Annotated in this window: 16 protein-coding genes; 4 read left to right on the forward strand and 12 right to left on the reverse strand. The window is 65.9% G+C overall.

Annotated elements, in window-relative coordinates:
* Positions 1–13 precede the first annotated feature (13 nt).
* Positions 14–541, reverse strand: a complete 528-nt coding sequence (locus EPO50_RS01240; protein WP_296340822.1) for a hypothetical protein — start codon at positions 539–541, stop codon at positions 14–16.
* Between the two features lie 89 nt (positions 542–630).
* Here EPO50_RS01240 and EPO50_RS01245 point away from each other — a divergent pair, with 89 nt between their 5' ends.
* Both EPO50_RS01245 and EPO50_RS01250 read left to right on the forward strand, forming a co-directional pair.
* A complete protein-coding gene (locus EPO50_RS01245) occupies positions 631–1,452 on the forward strand; it encodes an alpha/beta hydrolase (protein WP_296340823.1) in 822 nt (273 codons plus the stop codon).
* A gap of 101 nt (positions 1,453–1,553) precedes the next feature.
* On the forward strand, positions 1,554–2,354 hold the full coding sequence (locus tag EPO50_RS01250; protein WP_296340824.1) for an enoyl-CoA hydratase-related protein: 801 nt from the start codon (positions 1,554–1,556) through the stop codon (positions 2,352–2,354).
* A gap of 10 nt (positions 2,355–2,364) precedes the next feature.
* Here the strand turns inward: EPO50_RS01250 and EPO50_RS01255 are convergent, their stop codons facing one another.
* Entirely contained in the window at positions 2,365–3,258 is an 894-nt protein-coding gene (locus EPO50_RS01255; RefSeq protein WP_296340825.1) for a J domain-containing protein, read from the reverse strand.
* 21 nt (positions 3,259–3,279) lie between these two features.
* Between EPO50_RS01255 and EPO50_RS01260 the strand changes: the two genes are divergently transcribed.
* Positions 3,280–5,385 (forward strand): hydantoinase/oxoprolinase family protein, encoded by a 2,106-nt coding sequence (locus tag EPO50_RS01260; RefSeq protein ID WP_296340826.1) that lies wholly within the window; start codon positions 3,280–3,282, stop codon positions 5,383–5,385.
* Complete coding sequence (locus tag EPO50_RS01265) at positions 5,382–7,106, forward strand: hydantoinase B/oxoprolinase family protein (RefSeq protein WP_296340827.1); 1,725 nt, start codon at positions 5,382–5,384, stop codon at positions 7,104–7,106. The genes EPO50_RS01260 and EPO50_RS01265 overlap by 4 nt, the downstream gene beginning before the upstream one ends.
* Here the strand turns inward: EPO50_RS01265 and EPO50_RS01270 are convergent.
* Genes EPO50_RS01270 through EPO50_RS01315 form a run of 10 tightly spaced genes read right to left on the reverse strand, consistent with a single transcriptional unit; the run spans position 7,103 to position 18,745 of the window.
* A complete protein-coding gene (locus tag EPO50_RS01270) occupies positions 7,103–8,773 on the reverse strand; it encodes a N,N-dimethylformamidase beta subunit family domain-containing protein (protein WP_296340828.1) in 1,671 nt (556 codons plus the stop codon). The genes EPO50_RS01265 and EPO50_RS01270 overlap by 4 nt on opposite strands.
* A 13-nt stretch (positions 8,774–8,786) precedes the next feature.
* Positions 8,787–10,190, reverse strand: coding sequence for an amidase (locus tag EPO50_RS01275; protein WP_296340829.1), 1,404 nt, complete (start codon positions 10,188–10,190; stop codon positions 8,787–8,789).
* A gap of 20 nt (positions 10,191–10,210) precedes the next feature.
* Entirely contained in the window at positions 10,211–11,206 is a 996-nt protein-coding gene (locus EPO50_RS01280) for an ABC transporter ATP-binding protein (protein WP_296340830.1), read from the reverse strand.
* Complete coding sequence (locus EPO50_RS01285) at positions 11,203–12,192, reverse strand: ABC transporter ATP-binding protein (RefSeq protein ID WP_296340831.1); 990 nt, start codon at positions 12,190–12,192, stop codon at positions 11,203–11,205. The genes EPO50_RS01280 and EPO50_RS01285 overlap by 4 nt, the downstream gene beginning before the upstream one ends.
* Complete coding sequence (locus tag EPO50_RS01290) at positions 12,193–13,080, reverse strand: ABC transporter permease (RefSeq protein ID WP_296340832.1); 888 nt, start codon at positions 13,078–13,080, stop codon at positions 12,193–12,195.
* Entirely contained in the window at positions 13,073–14,020 is a 948-nt protein-coding gene (locus tag EPO50_RS01295) for an ABC transporter permease (RefSeq protein ID WP_296340833.1), read from the reverse strand. Before EPO50_RS01295 ends, EPO50_RS01290 begins: the two co-directional genes overlap by 8 nt.
* A 39-nt stretch (positions 14,021–14,059) precedes the next feature.
* Complete coding sequence (locus EPO50_RS01300; RefSeq protein ID WP_296340834.1) at positions 14,060–15,631, reverse strand: ABC transporter substrate-binding protein; 1,572 nt, start codon at positions 15,629–15,631, stop codon at positions 14,060–14,062.
* Complete coding sequence (locus EPO50_RS01305; RefSeq protein WP_296340835.1) at positions 15,631–16,641, reverse strand: transketolase C-terminal domain-containing protein; 1,011 nt, start codon at positions 16,639–16,641, stop codon at positions 15,631–15,633. The genes EPO50_RS01300 and EPO50_RS01305 overlap by 1 nt, the downstream gene beginning before the upstream one ends.
* Positions 16,638–17,501 (reverse strand): transketolase, encoded by an 864-nt coding sequence (locus tag EPO50_RS01310; RefSeq protein WP_296340836.1) that lies wholly within the window; start codon positions 17,499–17,501, stop codon positions 16,638–16,640. The genes EPO50_RS01305 and EPO50_RS01310 overlap by 4 nt, the downstream gene beginning before the upstream one ends.
* Entirely contained in the window at positions 17,498–18,745 is a 1,248-nt protein-coding gene (locus EPO50_RS01315; RefSeq protein WP_296340837.1) for an aminotransferase class III-fold pyridoxal phosphate-dependent enzyme, read from the reverse strand. The genes EPO50_RS01310 and EPO50_RS01315 overlap by 4 nt, the downstream gene beginning before the upstream one ends.
* Positions 18,746–18,834: the final 89 nt, after the last annotated feature.

Raw genomic sequence — 18,834 nt, forward strand, 5'->3', positions numbered from 1 at the left:
AGCGCCTTCGCCGTCACTCGCCTTTGTTGTCGCGGCGTGCCTGAGCAACTCGCGTGGCCTGCGAGATGCTGCCGACAGCCGAGCCCGGAACAATATCGGCACCCTTGGGATTCTCGATGGGTTGAGCGCCAGTACGCGCCCGCCGGCCGGTCGCTGGATGATGGACGCGTGCAGCACGCTTGCGCGCAAGGGCTTCGGCCATGCGCGCTCCCATGGTGGCGCGCTTCTCATCCGCGAGCACACGATCGAGGCGGGCATTGGCTCGCTTCAAGGCGCGAGCGAACACCTGCTTCTTGGCAGCGACGCCGCGCTCGCTCGACTCGGCGGCAGCGGCCGCGCGCGGCTCGGCTTTGCCACGTTGCGCCCGACGGCGGCGCTCGACTTGACCACGGAACTTCGCCCGCCGTTCGCGTAGCCAACGCACCAAGCCGGTGAGCTCCTCGCGATTCAGCTCGTTCAATGCCGGATAGTGGCTGCGCACCACCGGTTCGTACTCATCGGCAGAAAGAAGACGACGCTCGTCGGCAATCGAGGTGCTCATGATATCTCCCTATACTTTCGTGCAGGTTGCTCATCACGATTGTTGAGGCATTCTCCCGGCCCAGAGTTCCACTCACCGAGGAGTAGGCCATGCCAACCATTAAGACCCGTGACGGCACTGAAATCTACTACAAGGATTGGGGTAGCGGTCAGCCGATCACCTTCAGCCATGGTTGGCCGCTGACCGCCGACGCCTGGGAAGACCAGATGGTCTTCTTCGCCAGCCACGGCTATCGCGTCATCGCCCATGACCGCCGCGGACACGGTCGTTCGAGCCAGCCGTGGGATGGCAACGAGATGAACACCTACGCCGACGATCTCGCCGAACTGTTCGACAAGCTCGACCTCAAGAACGCCGTCATGGTGGGCCATTCGACCGGTGGCGGTGAAGTTACGCGCTACATCGGTCGCCATGGCACCAAGCGCGTCGCCAAGGCCGTTCTGGTCGGCGCCGTCCCACCGTTGATGCTCAAGACTGCCGCCAACCCGGGCGGCTTGCCGATCGAGGTGTTCGACGGCATCCGCAAGGGCGTCACCGACGATCGCTCGCAGTTCTTCAAGGATCTGACGGCACCCTTCTACGGTGCCAACCGCGACGGCGCGAAGGTGAGCCAAGGCCTGTGCGATTTCTTCTGGCTGCAGGGCATGATGGGCGGGCTGAAGTCGATGCTCGACTGCATCAAGGCTTTCTCGGAGACCGATTTCACCGAGGACCTGAAGAAGTTCGACGTCCCGACCCTGATCGTTCATGGCGACGACGACCAGATCGTGCCGATCGGCGCGGCGGCGCACATGTCCGTCAAGCTCGTGAAGGGCGCCACCCTCAAGGTCTACCCCAAGGCACCTCATGGCCTGGCGTCGACCCATAAGGATCAACTCAACGCCGACCTGCTCGCCTTCATCAAGGGCTAGGGGCGGTTCGCTCTGAGATGGCAGCGCCGTCCGCCTCTCTCGCGCCGGGCGGCGCCGGACTGTAGGCTCCCCGCAGCGAATTTCCCGCGAGGAGCAGAAGCATGGCCGTCGTCGAAACCGAAACCCACGGACAAATTCTCGTCGTCCGGATGAATCGGCCGGACCGGCTGAACGCGCTCAATCACGAGATGAGGACGGAACTGTCCAAGGTCTGGAACGAGTTCCGCCACAGCAAGGAACTCGAAGTCGCCATCTTCACTGGCGCAGGCCGCGGCTTCTGCGCCGGCGAGGACATGAAGGAGTCCCTGAAGGATGGCGCTCCCGGCGGCCGCCGACCGGAGATCGAGGACCCGTTCATGTCGGGCAAGCTCGAGAAGCCGGTCATCGCCGCTATCAACGGCTTTGCCATGGGCGGCGGCTTCATGCTGGTCGAGCGGACCGACCTGCGCGTGGCCGTACGCGAGGCAGTGTTCGAAGTCTCCGAAGCCAAGCGCTGGCTGCTCGGCGGCTACAATCACGGTCACATTGCCAACCTTCCCTATCCCGTCGCCATGGAAATGGCGCTGGGCTTCCGTTTCACCGCCCAGCGCTTCTACGAAATCGGCTTCGTGAATCGGCTCGTCGACGCGGCGGACTTGATGCCGACCGCCCTCAGCATGGCAGAACATCTGCTGACCCTGCCGCCGGCGTCGCGGGTCAACACGGTCCACATGATGCGGCAGATGCGGCCTGCCCCCGGACCGGACATGCAGCGTCTTGCCGACGCCTTGCACGAACATGGCGCCAAGAGCGACCTGATGGAATCGCGTGCGGCCTTTGCGGAGAAGCGCAAGCCGAACTTCAAAGGCTGGAACGATCCCGAGGATCGATATCGCCTGCCGACGCTGAACTCGGTGAAGTGATTTCGTCCCGTCAGTAGGCGAGGCCCACGCACCGTGCCGGCACGGTGCGTGCCAGCTTGCCGCCGCTGTCGGCGTGGAACACCAGGGCGCCGGCATCTTCGCCTCGCAAGACGCTGATGATGATCGAATCGTCCGGAACAATGCCGGTCAGCAGCATGAAGTGCTTGCCTGCATGCTGGATGGAAGCATGCACGGCGGGATCGCCGTTGTAGGAGACGCTGACCTCGTCGTTGCGCGTGACGATGCTGAACTTGACGCCGTCGGCGGCGACACACTGCGCCTGACCTGTCGGCATCTCCAGACGGGGACCTTGCGGCGTGTTGGTCCTTGGGGTGGTCATCGGACCGAGGATCGCCTGACGCGGGCGTGGAAGCTGACTCGCCTGCTTGCCTTGAGCGATCGCCATTCGTTCCAGTTCCTGACGCTTTGCTTCCTCGTCGTCGACTTGCAATGCGATCGATGTCGTTTGGTTCGCGAAATACTTCGAGAGGACATAACGTGTCGCGAGGAACCCGCCGACAACGACAAGGGCTCCGACGACAACGGCGATTCCCGCCTGCCGACCGCCGTGGAACAACGCCACGAAATGCTCGAGTCCCGCCCGCAGCTTGGTTGGAGAAGTGCCGACCGGAACAACGGCGCGCGCCAGCATTGTCTCGGCCTGCTGCGCTTTTGCGTCATAGAGCGCACGACGGTCCGGATCAGCGAGCGTTTCGTAGGCCTCCTTGATCAGCCGGAAGTTCGAGGCCGCGAGCTCGGGATCGCCGACGGCGACGTCGGGATGGTAGCGCTTGGCGAGAGCGACATAGGCCGCACGAATGACCGCCGGGTCGGCAATTCGTGGCACACCCAAAATCAAATAGTGGTCGACGTCGACTCTCATGTCGCCGGAGCTTCCGTCCACGGCTAAGCTCCTGTCAACGCAATGGTTAACGCTCCTTTTTCTCTTGTCGCTCCCTGGCGCATCGGCGTCGATGTGGGCGGCACCTTCACCGACATGGTCCTGCGCGACGCCGCTGGCGCCGTGCGCATCTACAAAGCTCCGTCGGTCCCGGCCGACCCGAGCGAAGGCGTGTTGGGCGTGTTGCGGCTCGCCGCACAGCAGCTCGACCTGCCCCTCTCCGCCCTGCTGCGCGACTGCGCGCTGTTCGTGCACGGCTCGACGGTCGCCACCAACACCATCCTCGAGAAAAAGGGTGCCAAGGTCGGCTTGCTGACGACGGAAGGGTTCCGCGACTCGCTCGAAATCCGCCGCGGCATCCGCGAGAACCAATGGGATCACCGCGCACCTTTCCCGCAGGTCCTGGCGCCACGTTATCTCCGCCTGCCGGTCCGCGGCCGCATCGGCGCCGATGGCCGTGAGCTGGAGCCTGTCACCACCGAAGACGTCGATAAGGCCGCAGAGGTGTTCGCGGCCGAGGGCGTCGAGTCCGTGGCGGTCTGTCTATTCAATAGCTTTCTCGACAGCAGCCACGAACGACGGGTCGGTGGCCATCTCGCGAAAAGCTGGAAAGGTCAGTGGGTGTCGCTGTCGAGCGACGTCATGCCCACCATGGGCGAGTACGAGCGCAGCTCGACCGCTGTCGTGAACGCCTACGTGGCTCCCAAGGTCACGAGCTATCTGAAGTCGCTCGACCAGCAACTGCGCCAACTCGGCCTGCCGCGCTCCCTGCTGATGTTGCAGAGCAATGGTGGCGCCGTATCCGTCGACCAGGTGGCGACGCGCCCCGTAATGCTGGTCCTATCCGGTCCGGCGGCCGGCGTCGGTGCGCTCAAGGGCTGCGCGGGCCCCGGTGAGAAGGCCAACCTGATCTCCATGGAGATCGGCGGCACGAGTTGCGATGTCATGGTGATGGCGCGCGGCGACGTGCCCGTGGCGGATGAACTGGTGATCGACGGCTATCACCTCACCACGCCGTCGGTCGAAATCCATACGGTCGGCGCCGGCGGCGGCACCATCGCCTGGGTCGACGATGCGGGCCTCTTGCATGTCGGCCCGCAAGGCGCCGGCGCGCGCCCCGGCCCCGCCGCCTACGGACTGGGCGGCGAAAACCCCACCGTCACCGACGCCCAGCTCGTGCTGGGACGCTTGCGGCCCGGTCCTCTGGCCGGCGGTGCGGTCAATCTCGACAGCACGCTTGCCCGACAGGCAATTGAAACCAAGCTCGCGAAACCACTCGGCCTCACGGTCGAGGACGCGGCCGCCGGCATGATCCGCCTGCTCGAACAGAACCTCCTGCATGCGGTCGAACGGCTCAGCATCGAACGCGGCCACAATCCGGCGACCTTCACCCTGGTCGCTGCCGGTGGTGCCGGGCCGATGCACGGCTCGTCCGTGGCGCGCGCACTGGGGTGCCGGCGCGCACTCCTCCCGCGGGCTGCTGGCGCGTTCTGCGCCATGGGCATGCTGCAGTCTGACGTCCGCCAGGACTATCTGCAGGTGTTCCTGGCCGATCTCGACAGGGTCGAGCCCGCCGCTCTCGAAGCAGGCTTCGCCGAGATCGAGGCGCGTGCGCGAGAAGCGCTCTTGCGTGACGGCTTCGAGGGCGAGGCGGCCACGACCGAGCGACAGGTCGATCTTCGCTACGACGGCCAGCAGTGGCCCGTGCGCGTGTCGCTTGGCTCCTCGGGCTTCGATGCTACTGCCGCGCGTCGTACGTTCGAAGCGGAGCATCAACGCCTGTTCGGCCACATCCAGCCAGGTGGCCGCATCGACATCACTGCCCTGCGCATCGTCGGCCGTGGCCGTCTCGACTGGACGCCGGCCGCAGCGCGTTCGCCGCAGTCGGCCCCGCCCAAACCTCGCGAGATGCGCAAGGTCTGGATCGACCCAACGCATGGCTGGCGCGAGGTGCCGGTCTATGACGGCGACGACCTGCGGCCCGGCTGCAACCTTGCCGGCCCTCTGTTGATCGAGGAGCGCACGACGACCGCCTTCGTCGGTCCGCGGGACCTGCTTGAGGTCGACGAGCGCGACGACTTCCTCGTTCACATCGACGCGCAGGCTGCAGCAAGAGAGGCCGCCCAATGAGCCCCGCTCTCGATCCCGTCACACTTGCTTTGGTACAGAACCGGCTGGACCATATCTCGCACCAGATGGGCTGGGTGATGACGCGCACGGCGCGGTCTCCCATCTTCAGCCAGAGCCACGATTTCTCCTGCTTCCTCGCCGATGCCCGCGGCACCTTGATCAGCCAGGCCGACGGCATTCCGATCCACACCGGCGGCGGCGGCTTCGCCGTGCGCGCCGTCCTGCGCGACTTCAAGGATGCCATCGCGCCCGAAGACGTGTTCCTGCTGAACGATCCCTACACGGCCGGCGGCAATCATCTGCCGGATTGGGTGATCGCCCGGCCGGTGTTCGCGGGCACCAAGCTGGTCGCCTTCGCCTGCAACCGCGCCCATCAGGCCGATATCGGCGGCGGTGCGGCCGGTACCTACAATTCGGCCGCGACGGAGATCTTCCATGAAGGCATCCGGCTGCCGGTGCTGAAGCTGATCGAAGGCGGTCGTACGCGCGACGACCTGTGGCGACTCCTGATGCTCAACACCCGCCTGCCTGAGGCGCTCGATGGCGACCTGCGCGCCATGATCGGCTCGACGCGCATCGGCGCCGAGCGGCTGATCCAGCTCGTCGAGGAACTGGGTGTCGATCGCGCCGACGATTTCTTCGAAGGCGTGCTGGCCCATGCCGACCGCCGCTTCCGCACCTGCATCGACCGCCTGGCCGAAGGCGTATGGCGCGGCGAAGAGCCGGTCGACAACGACTGTTTCGAGCCGATCGACGCCAAGATCGTCGTGACGATCACAGTGAAGGACCGACGGCTGGTCGTCGACTTCGCCGGCACATCGCCGCAGATCCGTGGTTTCAAGAACAGCTCGATCGCCAATTCGACGTCGGCCGTCTTCATGTCGCTGGCGTCGTTCTTCGAGCCCGACTTGCCGAAGAACGAAGGCGCCTTCCGCAGTGTCGAAATCCGCCTACCCGAGGGCACCTTGGTGAACGCCCGGGCGCCGGCGCCGATGACCATGAACACCGTGTTCGTGGCGCACGAGATCATCCATGCCATGTGGAAGGCATTGGGCCAGGCGCTGCCCGAGCGCGCGTCCGCCGGTTGGTCGAAGGCCGTGCATGCAGTGACGGCAGGCCTGAAGGAAGATGGCGGACGTTACGTGATGTACCAGTGGGCTGGCGCGCCGGCCGGCGGCGGCGTCGAGGGCCGCGACGGCTTTCACCTCATCGGCCATCTCATCACCCTGGGCGGCCTCACCCTACCCAACCTGGAAACCTACGAGCAGCTCTATCCCGTGCGCTTCCATCGCCAGGAGCTGCGCTGCGACACCGCCGGCCCCGGCCGCTTCCGCGGCGGTGCCGGCTGCGACTACGAAGTCGAGATGTTCACGCCGGCCGACTATGCATTCCGCGGCGAAGGCGTCGGCGCCCCGTCGAGCTTCGGCGCGGCGGGCGGACGTGCCGGCGCGGGCGGCGAGGTCATCCTCACCCTGGCCGACGGAAGCCATGTCCAGGCACCGAAGTACGGTGTTCAACGCCACGGCGCCGGCACCTATCGCGCCCTGTCACCAGGCGGTGGCGGCTATGGCGATCCGAAGACGCGCGCACCGGAGCGGGTCTTGCGCGATGTCCGCGACGGTGTGGTGAGCTGTGCCAGCGCCGAGCGCGACTACGGCGTCGCCATCACCGGCGACGGCCGCAGCATCGACGCGACGCGAACCGCCGAACTCAGGCGTTAGGCCTTCCCCATGAACCGGTTCAGCACGTTGCGCGTGACCTGCTCGGTGGTGAAGTCGCCACGGGCGAGGCCGGTCAGCCACTCGCAGCTTCCGGCGCAGAAAACCTCACCCTTGCCTTTGGCCATCGACACGATCACGCCCGATCCATAGCGCTGCGGATCCGGTCCCTCGGGTGGTGTCGGGCCCGGCGTCGTGCGGGTGCTGGAGTTCGTCTTGCCATTGCCGAGGTAGTAGCGGAAGCCCTCGTAGTCGTGCTCCTCCTCAACCCGCACGGCGGGCGACAGTGCCAGGATCTCGATCGACGTCGGGGCGCCATCCTCGCCTGTCGGATAGGGCAGGCCCTTGCGGAAGGTGTAGTCGAGGCCATCGACCTCGTAGGCGAAGATGCCGGCCTCGTCGCCGATCACGTCACCATAGTAAGTATCGGCGCCCGCGAAGGCCCAATGGTTCGGCCGGTAGACCGTGAAGCCGCGGCTGCCGCGCGGCGACAGCCCGCCCCAGGAGGCGTAGACGCCCTGCAGGCCGTTCACGCCCATCGTGGTAGCGCCGGGCCAGTTGATGTCGGGGTTCTCCCAGGCCGTGGTCAGCAGATGCGCCTTGTCGGTGCCGCGCACCGGATCTTCGGCCTGCGCCCTCGCCTTGTAGCAAACCTGCCGCCGTCCCCCGTCCTCAAGCCGGACCTGCCAGAGGAAATTGCCGGCGAAGCGAGCCAGGTTGCCGCCGGCCTCGACGAAAGAATCGACATGGTTGCGCATCTCGCGCGTCCAGTACTCATCGTGGCCCACGATCACGGCAGCCTTGTAGCGGCCGAGGATCTCCGGCCGGTAGTGCAGATCCGTCTGGGTGATCATGTCGAAGGCGTAGCCCTCGCGCTCGGCCCACACCACGAAGTGCCGATCGAACTGCGCCCAGCCTGCCGAAGCGAAGAACTGCGCGAAGCCGTTGGTGAAGGCCCACTCCTTAGTGGTGTAGCGCGGCGCATCGAGCGGCCGGCGCTTCGGGATATCGCACAGCCGCGGTGCGCCGGGCGGCAGCCACACCAGGCCGCGCGTCCAGGGCCGTTCAATGCTGAGTTCAGGCGAAAACTGCGCGCCGTTCTCACCGTCGATTCCGTCGTAGGAGTTAGCACCGGCCCAATCGTTGTAGGCGAGCCAGGTCGAGGTCGGCAGGATCAGCAGGAAGCGTCCCTCGGGCTTCGGATTGTTGGGCGTCACCACGAAAAAGTGATGCTGCACGAACTTCGAATCGTTGCCGCGGTCGCAGGTCGACACGACGCGATAGAAGCCCGACGCGAGGTCGGCCGGCAGGCGCCAGCGATGACCGACCGGCCAGCCGCAGCCTTTGCGGTAAGCTTGCTTGGGCGTCGCGTGAAAGTGGCCCTCCAGGTCGCGCGCTTCATGGACGAGCACCGGCTCCTTGCCGTCGCGATAGACCTGCAAGGTCCAGCGCGCCGCCGTGGCGCTGGTATGGAAGCTGACCTCGCTGCCCGGCGCGTAGGACATCGCGTCGGTGTAGGTGTAGACCTCGGGCGACTCGGGGTCCTCGCGCGGCATCTCGTACCAGTGCGAGAGATGCCAGTTGTTGTCGACGTGCATGGCGACCGACGGACGCGGCCGAATGTTCATGCGACCGAATTCAGGCCGCCACGACCTCTGATCGTTTGTCACGCGCTTGATCTCCCTAGAGTGCCGCTGCGAGCGACGGACGCTTGTGTGCCCAGGGCCGGGCGCTCTCCAACGCGGCCCCTACCCGCAGCACTTCCGTGTCATGCCACCACGGTCCTACGATCTGCAGTGCCGTCGGCAGACCGTCGTCGCCAAAGCCCGATGGGACCGTCAAAGCCGGATTGCCGGACTGATTGAACGGATAGACGCAGGCGTTCCAGCCGTCCGCCCAGCTACCCGTCATGTCCTTTGTCCGATCGAACGTGATCGCGGTCTCCTGCAGGGTCGGCGACACGAGGAAATCGTAGGTCTCGAACAGTTTCTGGATGCTGCGATAGAGGCGCGAGCGCGCGAGCTGCGCCTTGCGGAAATCGACCGTACCGAAGGCGCGGCCCAGCTCGATCCAGTGCACCAGCAGCGGATCCATCTCGTCCCGCCACTGATCCATGTGATGGCCGAAATAGACGTTGAGATTGCCGAAGTACATGGTGCGCGCCTGCTCGGCGATCCAGTCGATATCCGCGCCGACGTCCTCGACGATAGCGCCCATGTCTTCGAGTGCTTTCAGGCAGGCCTTGGTGTTGGCTGCAACATCGTCGGTGGACTTTCCGAGGCCCGACAGGAACCCGATGCGCACGCCCGATAGGTTTGCGGGTTTCGCCGCAAACGGCTCCAGCTGCGGCGCGCGCAGCGACCAGGGATCGAGCGGCGACGGTCCGGCGATGGTCTCCGTCATCAGCGCCGCATCGGCCACCGTACGCGTCAGCGGACCGGCCACCGCATAGTTGAAGAAGGAATCGGAGGTCTGCTCGTAGGGCAGCAATCCGGTCGTGGGCTTCAGTCCGACGACGCCGCAGGCGGCCGCGGGAAGGCGGATCGAGCCGGCGCCGTCGGTACCGAGACCGAGTGGGCCAAGCCCCGCCGCGGCGGCTGCACCGCATCCGCCGCTGGAGCCGCCAGCCGTCCGTTCGAGGTTCCAGGGGTTGCGTGTCATGCCGAAGGCCGGCCCGGTCGTGTGACCGTTATGGCCGAACTCCGGCGTCGTCGACTTGCCGACCATGATGGCGCCAGCCGCGTTGAGGCGCGTCACCAGCACATCGTCATCGGTCGGAATGGTCTTGGCATGGATCGCCGAACCGTAAGTCGTGAGCACGCCCGCCGTCGGAAAGAGATCCTTGATGTTGACCGGAATGCCGTGCAGCGGGCCCAGCTTCTTGCGATCCATCACCGCCTGCTCAGCGGCGCGCGCTTCCTTCCTCGCGGCATCCGCCGTCACGGTGACGAAGGCGTTGACGGTCGGCTGCGTGGCCTCGATGGCCTCCAGGACGGCATCGACATAGTCGACTGGCGAGAGCTTGCGCTTGCGGATCAGATCCGCCGCCGTGGTCGCTGGCATGAACAGCAGTTCTTGATGGCTCACGACGCTTTACTCCCGAAAGTCTAAAGAGCGGGCGGCCTGTTCCCGCCAGGCTCGTGGAGATGGCAAGCCACGGCATGCCCTCCTTCGACCGGCTTCAGCCGCGGCTTCTCGACCCGGCATCGATCGAAGGCAAAGGGACAGCGTGGATGAAAGGCACAGCCTTTCGGCGGATCGATCAGGCTCGGCAGTTCGCCCGCGACGCTGGGCGGACGCGCGCGGCCGGGCACGGGCCGTGGCACCGCCGCCAGCAGCGCCTGCGTATAGGGATGCTTCGGCGCCGCGTAGAGATCGCGCTTGGGTGCCATCTCGACGATGCCGCCGGCATACATGACGGCAACACGCGTCGAGATGTTGCGCACGACCGCGAGATCATGGGCGATGAAGAGGTAGCTGAGGCCCAGTTGTTCCTGCAGGTCGAGCAGCAGATTCACGATCTGCGCCTGCATGGAGACGTCGAGCGAGGAGACCGGTTCATCGCACACGATGAAGTCGGGGCGCAGCGCCAACGCGCGGGCAATGCCGATGCGCTGACGCTGGCCGCCGGAGAATTCGTGTGGGAAACGGTCGCCGCAGGTTCGGGGCAAGCCCACCAGTTCCAGCAGTTCGCGCACGCGGTCGTTGCGCGTCTGACGGCTCAAGCCGCCAGCGACATCGAGCGGTTCAGCGATCGCGTCGCCGACACGCATGCGGGGATTGAGCGAGTTCTGCGGGTCCTGGAACACGAACTGCAGCCGCGAGCGCACCTTGTTCAGTGCGCCCTTCTCTGCCCCGGCTGCGATATGATGACCGAAGAGCTCGACCGTGCCGGAGGTCGCCGAGATCAGGCCTACCAGCATACGGCCGGTCGTCGACTTGCCCGAACCGGACTCGCCCACCAGCCCCAGCGTCTCGCCGCGAAGGACCTCGAACCCGACATTGTCGACCGCGCGCAAGGTGCGCTTCGGCTCGCCGGCGCGGCCACGAACCGGGAATGTCTTCACCAGATCGCGGACGGTGACGATGGGGGCCTCGGTCATACGGCGCCTCCAGCGGCCGCGCGCGGCGGACAACGTGAGAGATGGTCCGGCCCGACTGGCAGCAGCGCCGGCGGGTCGCGCCGGCAGGCATCCTTCGCCTCACGGCAACGCGGATTGAAACGGCAACCCGGGATCACGGTGGCGAGGTCGGGGATGTTGCCGGGGATGGTCGTAAGGCGATGCAAATCGCCTTCGAGCTTCGGCACGGCGTCGATCAGACCGTCGGTGTAGGGGTGCATCGGGCGGTCGAACAGCGCCGCCACAGGCGCCTGCTCGATGACGCGCCCGGCGTACATGACGAGGACACGCTGCGCGAACTCCGCGATCACGCCGAGATCGTGCGTGATCAGCACCACCGACATGCCAATCTCGCGCTGCAGGTCGCGCAGCAGTTCCAGGATCTGGCCCTGGATGGTGACGTCGAGCGCCGTCGTCGGCTCGTCGGCGATCAGCAGCTTCGGCTGGCAGGCGATCGCGATGGCAATCATCACGCGCTGGCGCATGCCGCCCGACAGCCTGTGAGGATACTCGTCGATGCGGCGGCCGGCGTCGGCGATGCGCACCATCTCCAGAAGCTCGATCGCGCGACGGCGCGCGGCAGCAGCGGAGAGCCCCTGGTGGAGCTGCAATGGTTCGATGATCTGCTCGGCAACGGTAAGCACCGGATTGAGCGACGACATCGGGTCCTGGAAGATCATGGCGATGTCGCCACCCCGCACCTTCCGCAGCTCGCGCTCCGACATCGAGAGCAGATCGCGACCGCCGAACCGGATGGCGCCCGACGCATAACGAGTGTTGGCGCGGCCATGCAGGCGCAGGATCGACAGCGCACTCACGCTCTTGCCGCTGCCCGACTCGCCCACGATGCCGAGATTTTCGCCGGCTCCGATCTCGAAACTGACGTCCTCGATGGCCGTCACCCAGCCGCGATCGCCGCGGAACTGGACGGTCAGGTTCTCGACGGAGAGAAGAGGCACGCGGGTCATCTAGCTCTCGATCTTCAGGCGGGGATCGAGCACGTCGCGCAGCCCGTCGCCCAGCAGGTTCATGCCGAGCGCGGCGAGGCTGATGGCGATGCCGGGGAACAGCATGATCCACCAGGCTTCGACGGCATGGTCTCGGCCTTCGGCGATGATGTTGCCCCAACTCGGCGCCGGCGGCGGCGGACCGATACCGAGGAAGCTCAGCGCCGCTTCAGCCAGGATGGCGTAGGCGAAGACGAAGGTGAGCTGTACGGTGAGCGGGCCGAGGCAGTTCGGCAGGATATGCTTGACGATGATGCGCAGGTTGCTGGCGCCACTGACGCGCGCTGCCTCGATGTATTCCATCTCACGGATGACCAGCGTCGAGGCGCGCACGACACGCGCGGTGCGTGGCACGTAGGCGACTGCGAGCGCGATCACGATGCTGGTGGCCTGCGGCCCCAGCGCCGCGCCGATGCCGATCGCGACCAGAATGGCCGGGAACGCCAGCAGCGCATCCATGACGCGCATGAGATAGGCATCGAGCGCGCGGAAATGGCCCGCCACGACGCCCACGATCGTGCCGGCCATACCCGACAGTATCGCCACGAAGAAGCCGATGCCGAGCGAGAGCTGGCCGCCATAGAGCACGCGCGTCAGCACATCGCGGCCGTAATTGTCGGTGCCCATGAGGAACTGGTCCGACGGCGGCTTGAACTTGTTGCGGATGCGCATGCTCGTCGGATCGATGCCGGTCAGCCACGGCCCGATGAAGGCCGCCAGCACCAAGACCGAAACGATCAGGAGTCCGATCTTGAAGGAGCGATGCGCGGCGAGCTTGCGCAACGCCAGGAAACGGCGGCGTTCGGCCAGTTCGAGCGGGCGGTTGGGGCTGAGCGCGAGATCAGTCATAGCGCACCCGTGGATCGACCCAGAGGTAGATCAGGTCGACACAGATGTTGATCACGACGAAGGCGAAGCCGAACAGCAGCATCGTTCCCTGAATCAACGGATAGTCGCGCGCCAGGATCGCCTGGACGACGAGCCGGCCGATGCCGGGCAGCGCAAAGACCTGCTCGATCACGACCGAGCCACCGATCAGCAGGCTGAGGATGATGCCAGCCACCGTCACGACGCCAACCAGCGCATTGCGGAAGGCATGGCGCCCGACAGTGCGCCATTCACTGACACCCTTGGCGCGCGCGGTGCGGATGAAATCCTGATCGAGGACGTCGAGCATGCCCGACCGCGTCATGCGCGCGAGAAACCCGATCTGGAACAGGCTCAGGATGAAGGCCGGCTGGATCAGCGAGGAAAGCCAGGCGCCCGGGCCATCAGCCAACAGCGGCGCGTACCCCGCCGAAGGGAACCAGCCCAAGGTCACGCTGAAGAGGATGACCGACAGGATGCCGATCCAGAAGGCCGGCACCGACACGCCGACCAGGGCCAGCGTCATGACCGCGGCATCGATCCACGAACCGCGGAAGTAGGCCGCAAGGATGCCCAGGAACACGCCGATCGGCAGGGTGATTGCGAGCGACAGCATGGCCAGCGACATCGTCACGGGCAGCCGCTCGCCTACGGCCGACAGCACCGTCTGGTTGAGGACCAGCGAGCGGCCAAAGTCGCCGGTGCCGAGATTGACCAGCCAGTTCAGGAGCTGCTCCAGGATCGGACGATCGAGGCCCAGCTCGTGGCGGATACGCTCCACCGCCGCCGGACCGGCATCCGCCCCGGCGATCACCACCGCCGGGTCACCGGGAATCAGGTGCATCAGGATGAAGGCCATCACCGCGATAAGCAGCAGCACGGGGATGGCCTGTATCAACCGGATGACAACGATACGGAGCATGCGTCCTTTCCTGGCAGGTCTGCTGGGAGCCGTTCGGCGCTACTTGGCCGAAACGTTCCAGAACCGCACGAGGTAGTAAGGTGTGAAGTTCTCGATCTTCTTGTTGTTGAAGGCCCGCAGCGCACCGGTATCGGCGATCTTGATCATGTAGGCCTGCTCGATGACGCGCTTCTCGATCTCGGCCCAGGCGGCGACGCGCTTGGAGAGGTCGAGCGAGCCGTAGAACTGCGCATAGGCGGCGTCGAGCACGGCGTCGTCCTTGACCTGCGGGAAGGTGTAGAACATCACGCGCCACTGCTGCGGCCCGAGCAACGGGTTGGAGCAGAAGCTGGTGGTCGACACGTTCCAGGTGCCGGTGCCGCGCTGCATGTTGCTGGCGTTCGTGGTCCAGTCGACGACATCGACGGAGACGTTCATGCCTGCTTCCTTCATCAACTCCGACAGGACGAGGATGGCGTCCTTCATGTTCGGGTAGTTGGAGTTGGTCTGCAGGGTGATCTTCTCGCCGTTGTAGCCCGCCTGCTTCAGGAGCTCCTTGGCCTTCTTAGGATTCTTCTGGTCGTAGTAGGGCTTCATCGCGTCGCCCTGGTAGTAGGGGCTCGACGCATAGACCAGCGAATGGCTGGGCTTGGCGACCGCGTTCATCGCCCCGATGATTTCCTCGGCATTGACGGTCGCCAGGATCGCCTGCCGCACCAGCGGATTGCGCGTGGCGCCCTGCTGCGTGTTCACGACGTAAACCTGCATGCAGTACGGGAAGATGCTCAAGGTCGTGAGGTCGGACCGGCCCTCGAAGCGCTTGGCGAGCGCCACCGGAATGTCGTTGATGACATCCGCGCCGCCCGACTGCAGGGCCGCGACACGGGCGTTGGCCTCGGGCACGAAGTTGTAGCGGACCTGGTCGAGATAGGCGGTCTTGCGGCCGGCGAGGCCGTCCGGACCGGGCATGCTTTCGTCGGCAACGTAGTTGTCGAAGCGCTTGATCACGAGATGGCTGTCCTTGACCCACTCACCGAGCGTGAACGGACCCGTGCCGACGATGTCGACTTCGCGCGCCGCCTTGTCTTTCTGGTCGGCCGGCAAGATGGCGAACGGATAGACTGGCGACTTCAGCACGTCGATGAAGACAGCGTTCGGGCTCTTCAACTTCACGACGAAAGTGTAGGGATCCGGCGCCTCGAACGACTCCACGTCAGCCAGCACGCTGGCGTTCGGGCTCACTTTCTTGTAGCGCTCGAAGGACGCCAGCACGTCGGCTGACGTCATTTCCTTGCCGTTATGGAACTTCACGCCCTTGCGCAGCGTAAAGGTAAAGGTCTTGGCGTCGGGGCTGGCCGTGGCGTTCGAGGCCAGGGACGGCCGCGTGTTGTACTTCTCATCCATCGCGACAAGCGTCTCGAAGAGATGATGGATGACTTCGAGTTCGACCATGCTCGAGGCGACATGCGGATCGAGCGTGCCGGGACCGGAGATATAGGCGTAGGTCGCCGTGCCGCCGCGGCGCGGTTGAGCGTCGGCGTCGAACGGCGCGACAGCCGCTACGGAGAGCGCGACGAGGGCGGTGCCGACCAGGGCGGCGCGGCGAAGCAGATGTGAAAGACTCTTGGTCATTATGCTCTCCCCTTCTCGATGGCGTTACGCTGCGCGGCGGCACGGCCGTAGGCAGCAACGATGTCCTTGGCGCGGAGGCCGTACTTGGCCTGCAGGTAGGGCGTGGTACCGCCCTCGGCAAAAGTGTCCCGGATGCCGACCCGGGCAAAGCCTGCGGGCACGCCCGCTTCCATCAGCGTCTCGGCAACGGCCGATCCCAGCCCGCCGATGATGGAATGGTTCTCGGCCGTTACGACGGTGCCGGTCGCCTTGGCCAAGTCGACGATCAGCGCGGTATCCAGCGGCTTCAACGTGGCGATGTTGACGACCGTCACCTCACGCCCGTCCTTGCCCAGCGTCTCGGCGGCTTCGAGCGCAGCGGCGACCGAGAGACCAGTGGCGAAGATCGTGCCGTGCGGACCACGTCGCAGTACCTCGCCGGTGCGCTTGAGCGGCTTGTGCGCGATCCCCGCCGACGCGGCGTCGCCGCGCAGCAGGCGGAGATAGACCGGACCCGGCGTTTCGAGCGCCGCGGTGACAGCGCCGGCAAGCTGCTCGGGGCCGCTCGGCTCGATCACCGTCATGTTGGGCAGCGCGCGCATCAGGGCGACGTCGTCGATCGCTTGGTGCGAGACGCCGAGCATCGTGGTGAGGCCAGGCAGGAAGCCCACGATCTTCACCGGCAGCTTCGGATAGGCGACCTGGTTGGCGACCTGATCGTAGGCGCGGCGCGTGACGAACACGCAGAAGGAATGGACGAAGGGGATCTGGCCCATGCGCGCGAAGCCCGCGGCCATGCCGATCATGTTGGCTTCGGCGATGCCCGCCTCGAAGTAGCGGTCGGGCAGCTCGGCCTGAAACAGATCGGTCTCGGTCGGCCCTGGCAGATCGGCGCAGAGGCAGACAATGCGCGGATCCTTGCGGGCCGCGGCAACCAGTGCGTCGCCATAGTGACGCGGCAGCGGCCCGGTGGCGCCGCGCGCGATGAAGTCGCTGACCGTCTGGTCGGCGGCTGACGAAGTGCGGCTCATGCGAGTTCTTCCAGCGCCTTGGCGGCAAGCTCCGCCGGCAGCTTCATGTTGTGGCCGAGAATGCCTTCGAGGCTGGGCGCGCCCTTGCCGACCAGCGTGTCGGCCACGATGCAAGTGGGCGCCTCGGTGTGGGCGCGGGCCCGGGCGAAGGCGCCAACCACGGCCTCCATGTCGTTGCCGTCGATCGTCTCGACGCGAAAGCCGAAACTCTGGAACTTGTCGGCGACCGGCTCGAGGCCGACCACATTGTCGACATGGCCGCCGACCTGCATGCGGTTGTAGTCCAGGATCAGGCAAAGATTGGAGAGCTTGCGGGCGCCGGCCATCAGGGCGGCCTCCCACACCTGCCCTTCCTGCATTTCGCCATCACCCAGGATGACATGGACGCGGGCGTCGCGCTTCTGGTGACGCAGTGCCATGGCCATGCCGACAGCGACCGACAGGCCCTGCCCCAGCGAGCCACACGTCGCCTCGATCAGCGGGCCGATACGCTCAGAGGCGTTGATTTCCAGCGGCGAGCCGTCCTTGCAGTAATCAGCCAGCATCGCCTCGGGCAGGCAGCCGCGCGCCGCCAGCGTTGCGTAGAAGATCGCGGTGTTGTGCGCGGTCGAGAGCAGGAGCCGGTCGCGATCTGGCCAGGCGGGATCGGCGGGATCGAGGCGCAGCTCAGAGAAATACATCGCCGTGAACAGATCGGCCGCACCCAGGCCCTGCTGCACGTAGCCCTGGCCCGTCGGCGCAACGAGGCGCACGACCTGGCGCCGCAGCTCCTGCGCGATGCGCTTCAGCTCCGTGATGTCGGTGATGCGCGGCGCCGGCTGGCGCTCGCGCGCGTCCGCGCAAGACTTTGTTGTCGTCACGAAGTCTGCTCCGCCACGGCCTTCAGGGCACCATCGGTCGCCTCCAGGATGCGATCGATGTCTGCCTCGGTGTGAGCGGCCGACAGGAACATATTGTGCCAGGGGTGCATGTAGACGCCGCGCTGCAGGGCGGCGAGCACGAAGCGGTTGCCCATCGCGAAGTCGGGGTCGTTCGCGAACAGGATCTGCGGCATCTGAACGGGGCCGGTCTGAGCGAGCGCCAGGCCGTACTGCTTTGCCTGAGCATCGAGGCCCTCGCGCAGGCGCGTGCCGACGGTGCGCATCTTGGCGATGGCACTGATCTCGCGCATCTTGCGGATCGTCGCGACAGCGGCAGCCATCGGCGTAGCGCCACACCAGAACGAACCCGTGACATAGACCTGCTGCGCGGCGTCGCGGAAGCGGTCGGTGCCGGTGACGGCGGCCAGCGGATGGCCGTTGGCGATTGCCTTGCTCCAGCCTGCGAGGTCCGGCTTGACGCCGAGCGGCTCCCAGCTGCCGCCCATGTCGATGCGGAAGCCGGCGCGCACGTCGTCGAGGATCAGCGCGGCACCGGTCTGGTCGCAGAGGCGGCGGACGGCCGCGGCGAAAGCCGGCGTCGGCAGCTCCTGGGCACGGCGGACGTCGTGGCGGAAGGCGGAGACCACGATCGCGGCGAGGTCGTCGCGGACGGCATAGACCGCCTCCTCGAGGCTCGCGACGTCATTGTATTCAAAGTGGACGATATGGGCGCGGTCCTCGGTGGTGACACCAGCCACCGACGGCGTGCACCAGGGGGCGGCGCCGTGATAGGCGCCCTTGGCGACCAACACCTTGCGTTTGCGGGTCTCGGCGCGGGCGATGGTGACGCAGGCGGTCATGGCGTCGGTGCCGTTCTTGGCGAGCAGCGCCCAGTCGGCATGGGCCACGACATCGACCAGGAGTTCGGCCAGGTCGACCTGGATCTCGGCCGGGCCAGTCATCAGCTCGCCCTTCTGGCGCTGGCGCTCGACAGCGGCCTCGACGTCAGGATCACCGTAGCCCAGCACGATCGGCCCGTAGCCGCACATCAGGTCGATGTATTCGTTGCCGTCGACATCCCAGAGCCGGCAGCCCTGCGCCCGGTCGAAGTATTGGGGATAACCGTCGGGCAGGCGCGCGACGTTCATATGGCCCCACATCCCGCCCGGAATCACCTTGGCGGCACGATCCCGCAGCGATCTATCCTGCGAATTCGGGAGGAGCTTGTTCACTGGGCGCGACATCCGACCTGCCAAATCAATTTCTGCATTTAATATAATATATGATATATCAATGTCGTCAATTTGAGGAATACGACCAAGTTCGCTCTCCG

The sequence above is a fragment of the Reyranella sp. genome, assembly GCF_004297405.1.
Classification (GTDB): domain Bacteria; phylum Pseudomonadota; class Alphaproteobacteria; order Reyranellales; family Reyranellaceae; genus Reyranella.

Excerpts from the sequence above, each read along its gene's own strand:
- EPO50_RS01250 (WP_296340824.1), top strand. The coding sequence starts at position 1,554 with ATGGCCGTCGTCGAAACCGAAACCCACGGACAAATTCTCGTCGTCCGG.
- EPO50_RS01280 (WP_296340830.1), bottom strand. The coding sequence starts at position 11,206 with ATGACCGAGGCCCCCATCGTCACCGTCCGCGATCTGGTGAAGACATTC.
- EPO50_RS01305 (WP_296340835.1), bottom strand. The coding sequence starts at position 16,641 with ATGAGCCGCACTTCGTCAGCCGCCGACCAGACGGTCAGCGACTTCATC.
- EPO50_RS01315 (WP_296340837.1), bottom strand. The coding sequence starts at position 18,745 with ATGTCGCGCCCAGTGAACAAGCTCCTCCCGAATTCGCAGGATAGATCG.
- EPO50_RS01240 (WP_296340822.1), bottom strand. The coding sequence starts at position 541 with ATGAGCACCTCGATTGCCGACGAGCGTCGTCTTCTTTCTGCCGATGAG.
- EPO50_RS01300 (WP_296340834.1), bottom strand. The coding sequence starts at position 15,631 with ATGACCAAGAGTCTTTCACATCTGCTTCGCCGCGCCGCCCTGGTCGGC.
- EPO50_RS01285 (WP_296340831.1), bottom strand. The coding sequence starts at position 12,192 with ATGACCCGCGTGCCTCTTCTCTCCGTCGAGAACCTGACCGTCCAGTTC.
- EPO50_RS01245 (WP_296340823.1), top strand. The coding sequence starts at position 631 with ATGCCAACCATTAAGACCCGTGACGGCACTGAAATCTACTACAAGGAT.
- EPO50_RS01295 (WP_296340833.1), bottom strand. The coding sequence starts at position 14,020 with ATGCTCCGTATCGTTGTCATCCGGTTGATACAGGCCATCCCCGTGCTG.
- EPO50_RS01260 (WP_296340826.1), top strand. The coding sequence starts at position 3,280 with ATGGTTAACGCTCCTTTTTCTCTTGTCGCTCCCTGGCGCATCGGCGTC.
- EPO50_RS01290 (WP_296340832.1), bottom strand. The coding sequence starts at position 13,080 with ATGACTGATCTCGCGCTCAGCCCCAACCGCCCGCTCGAACTGGCCGAA.
- EPO50_RS01265 (WP_296340827.1), top strand. The coding sequence starts at position 5,382 with ATGAGCCCCGCTCTCGATCCCGTCACACTTGCTTTGGTACAGAACCGG.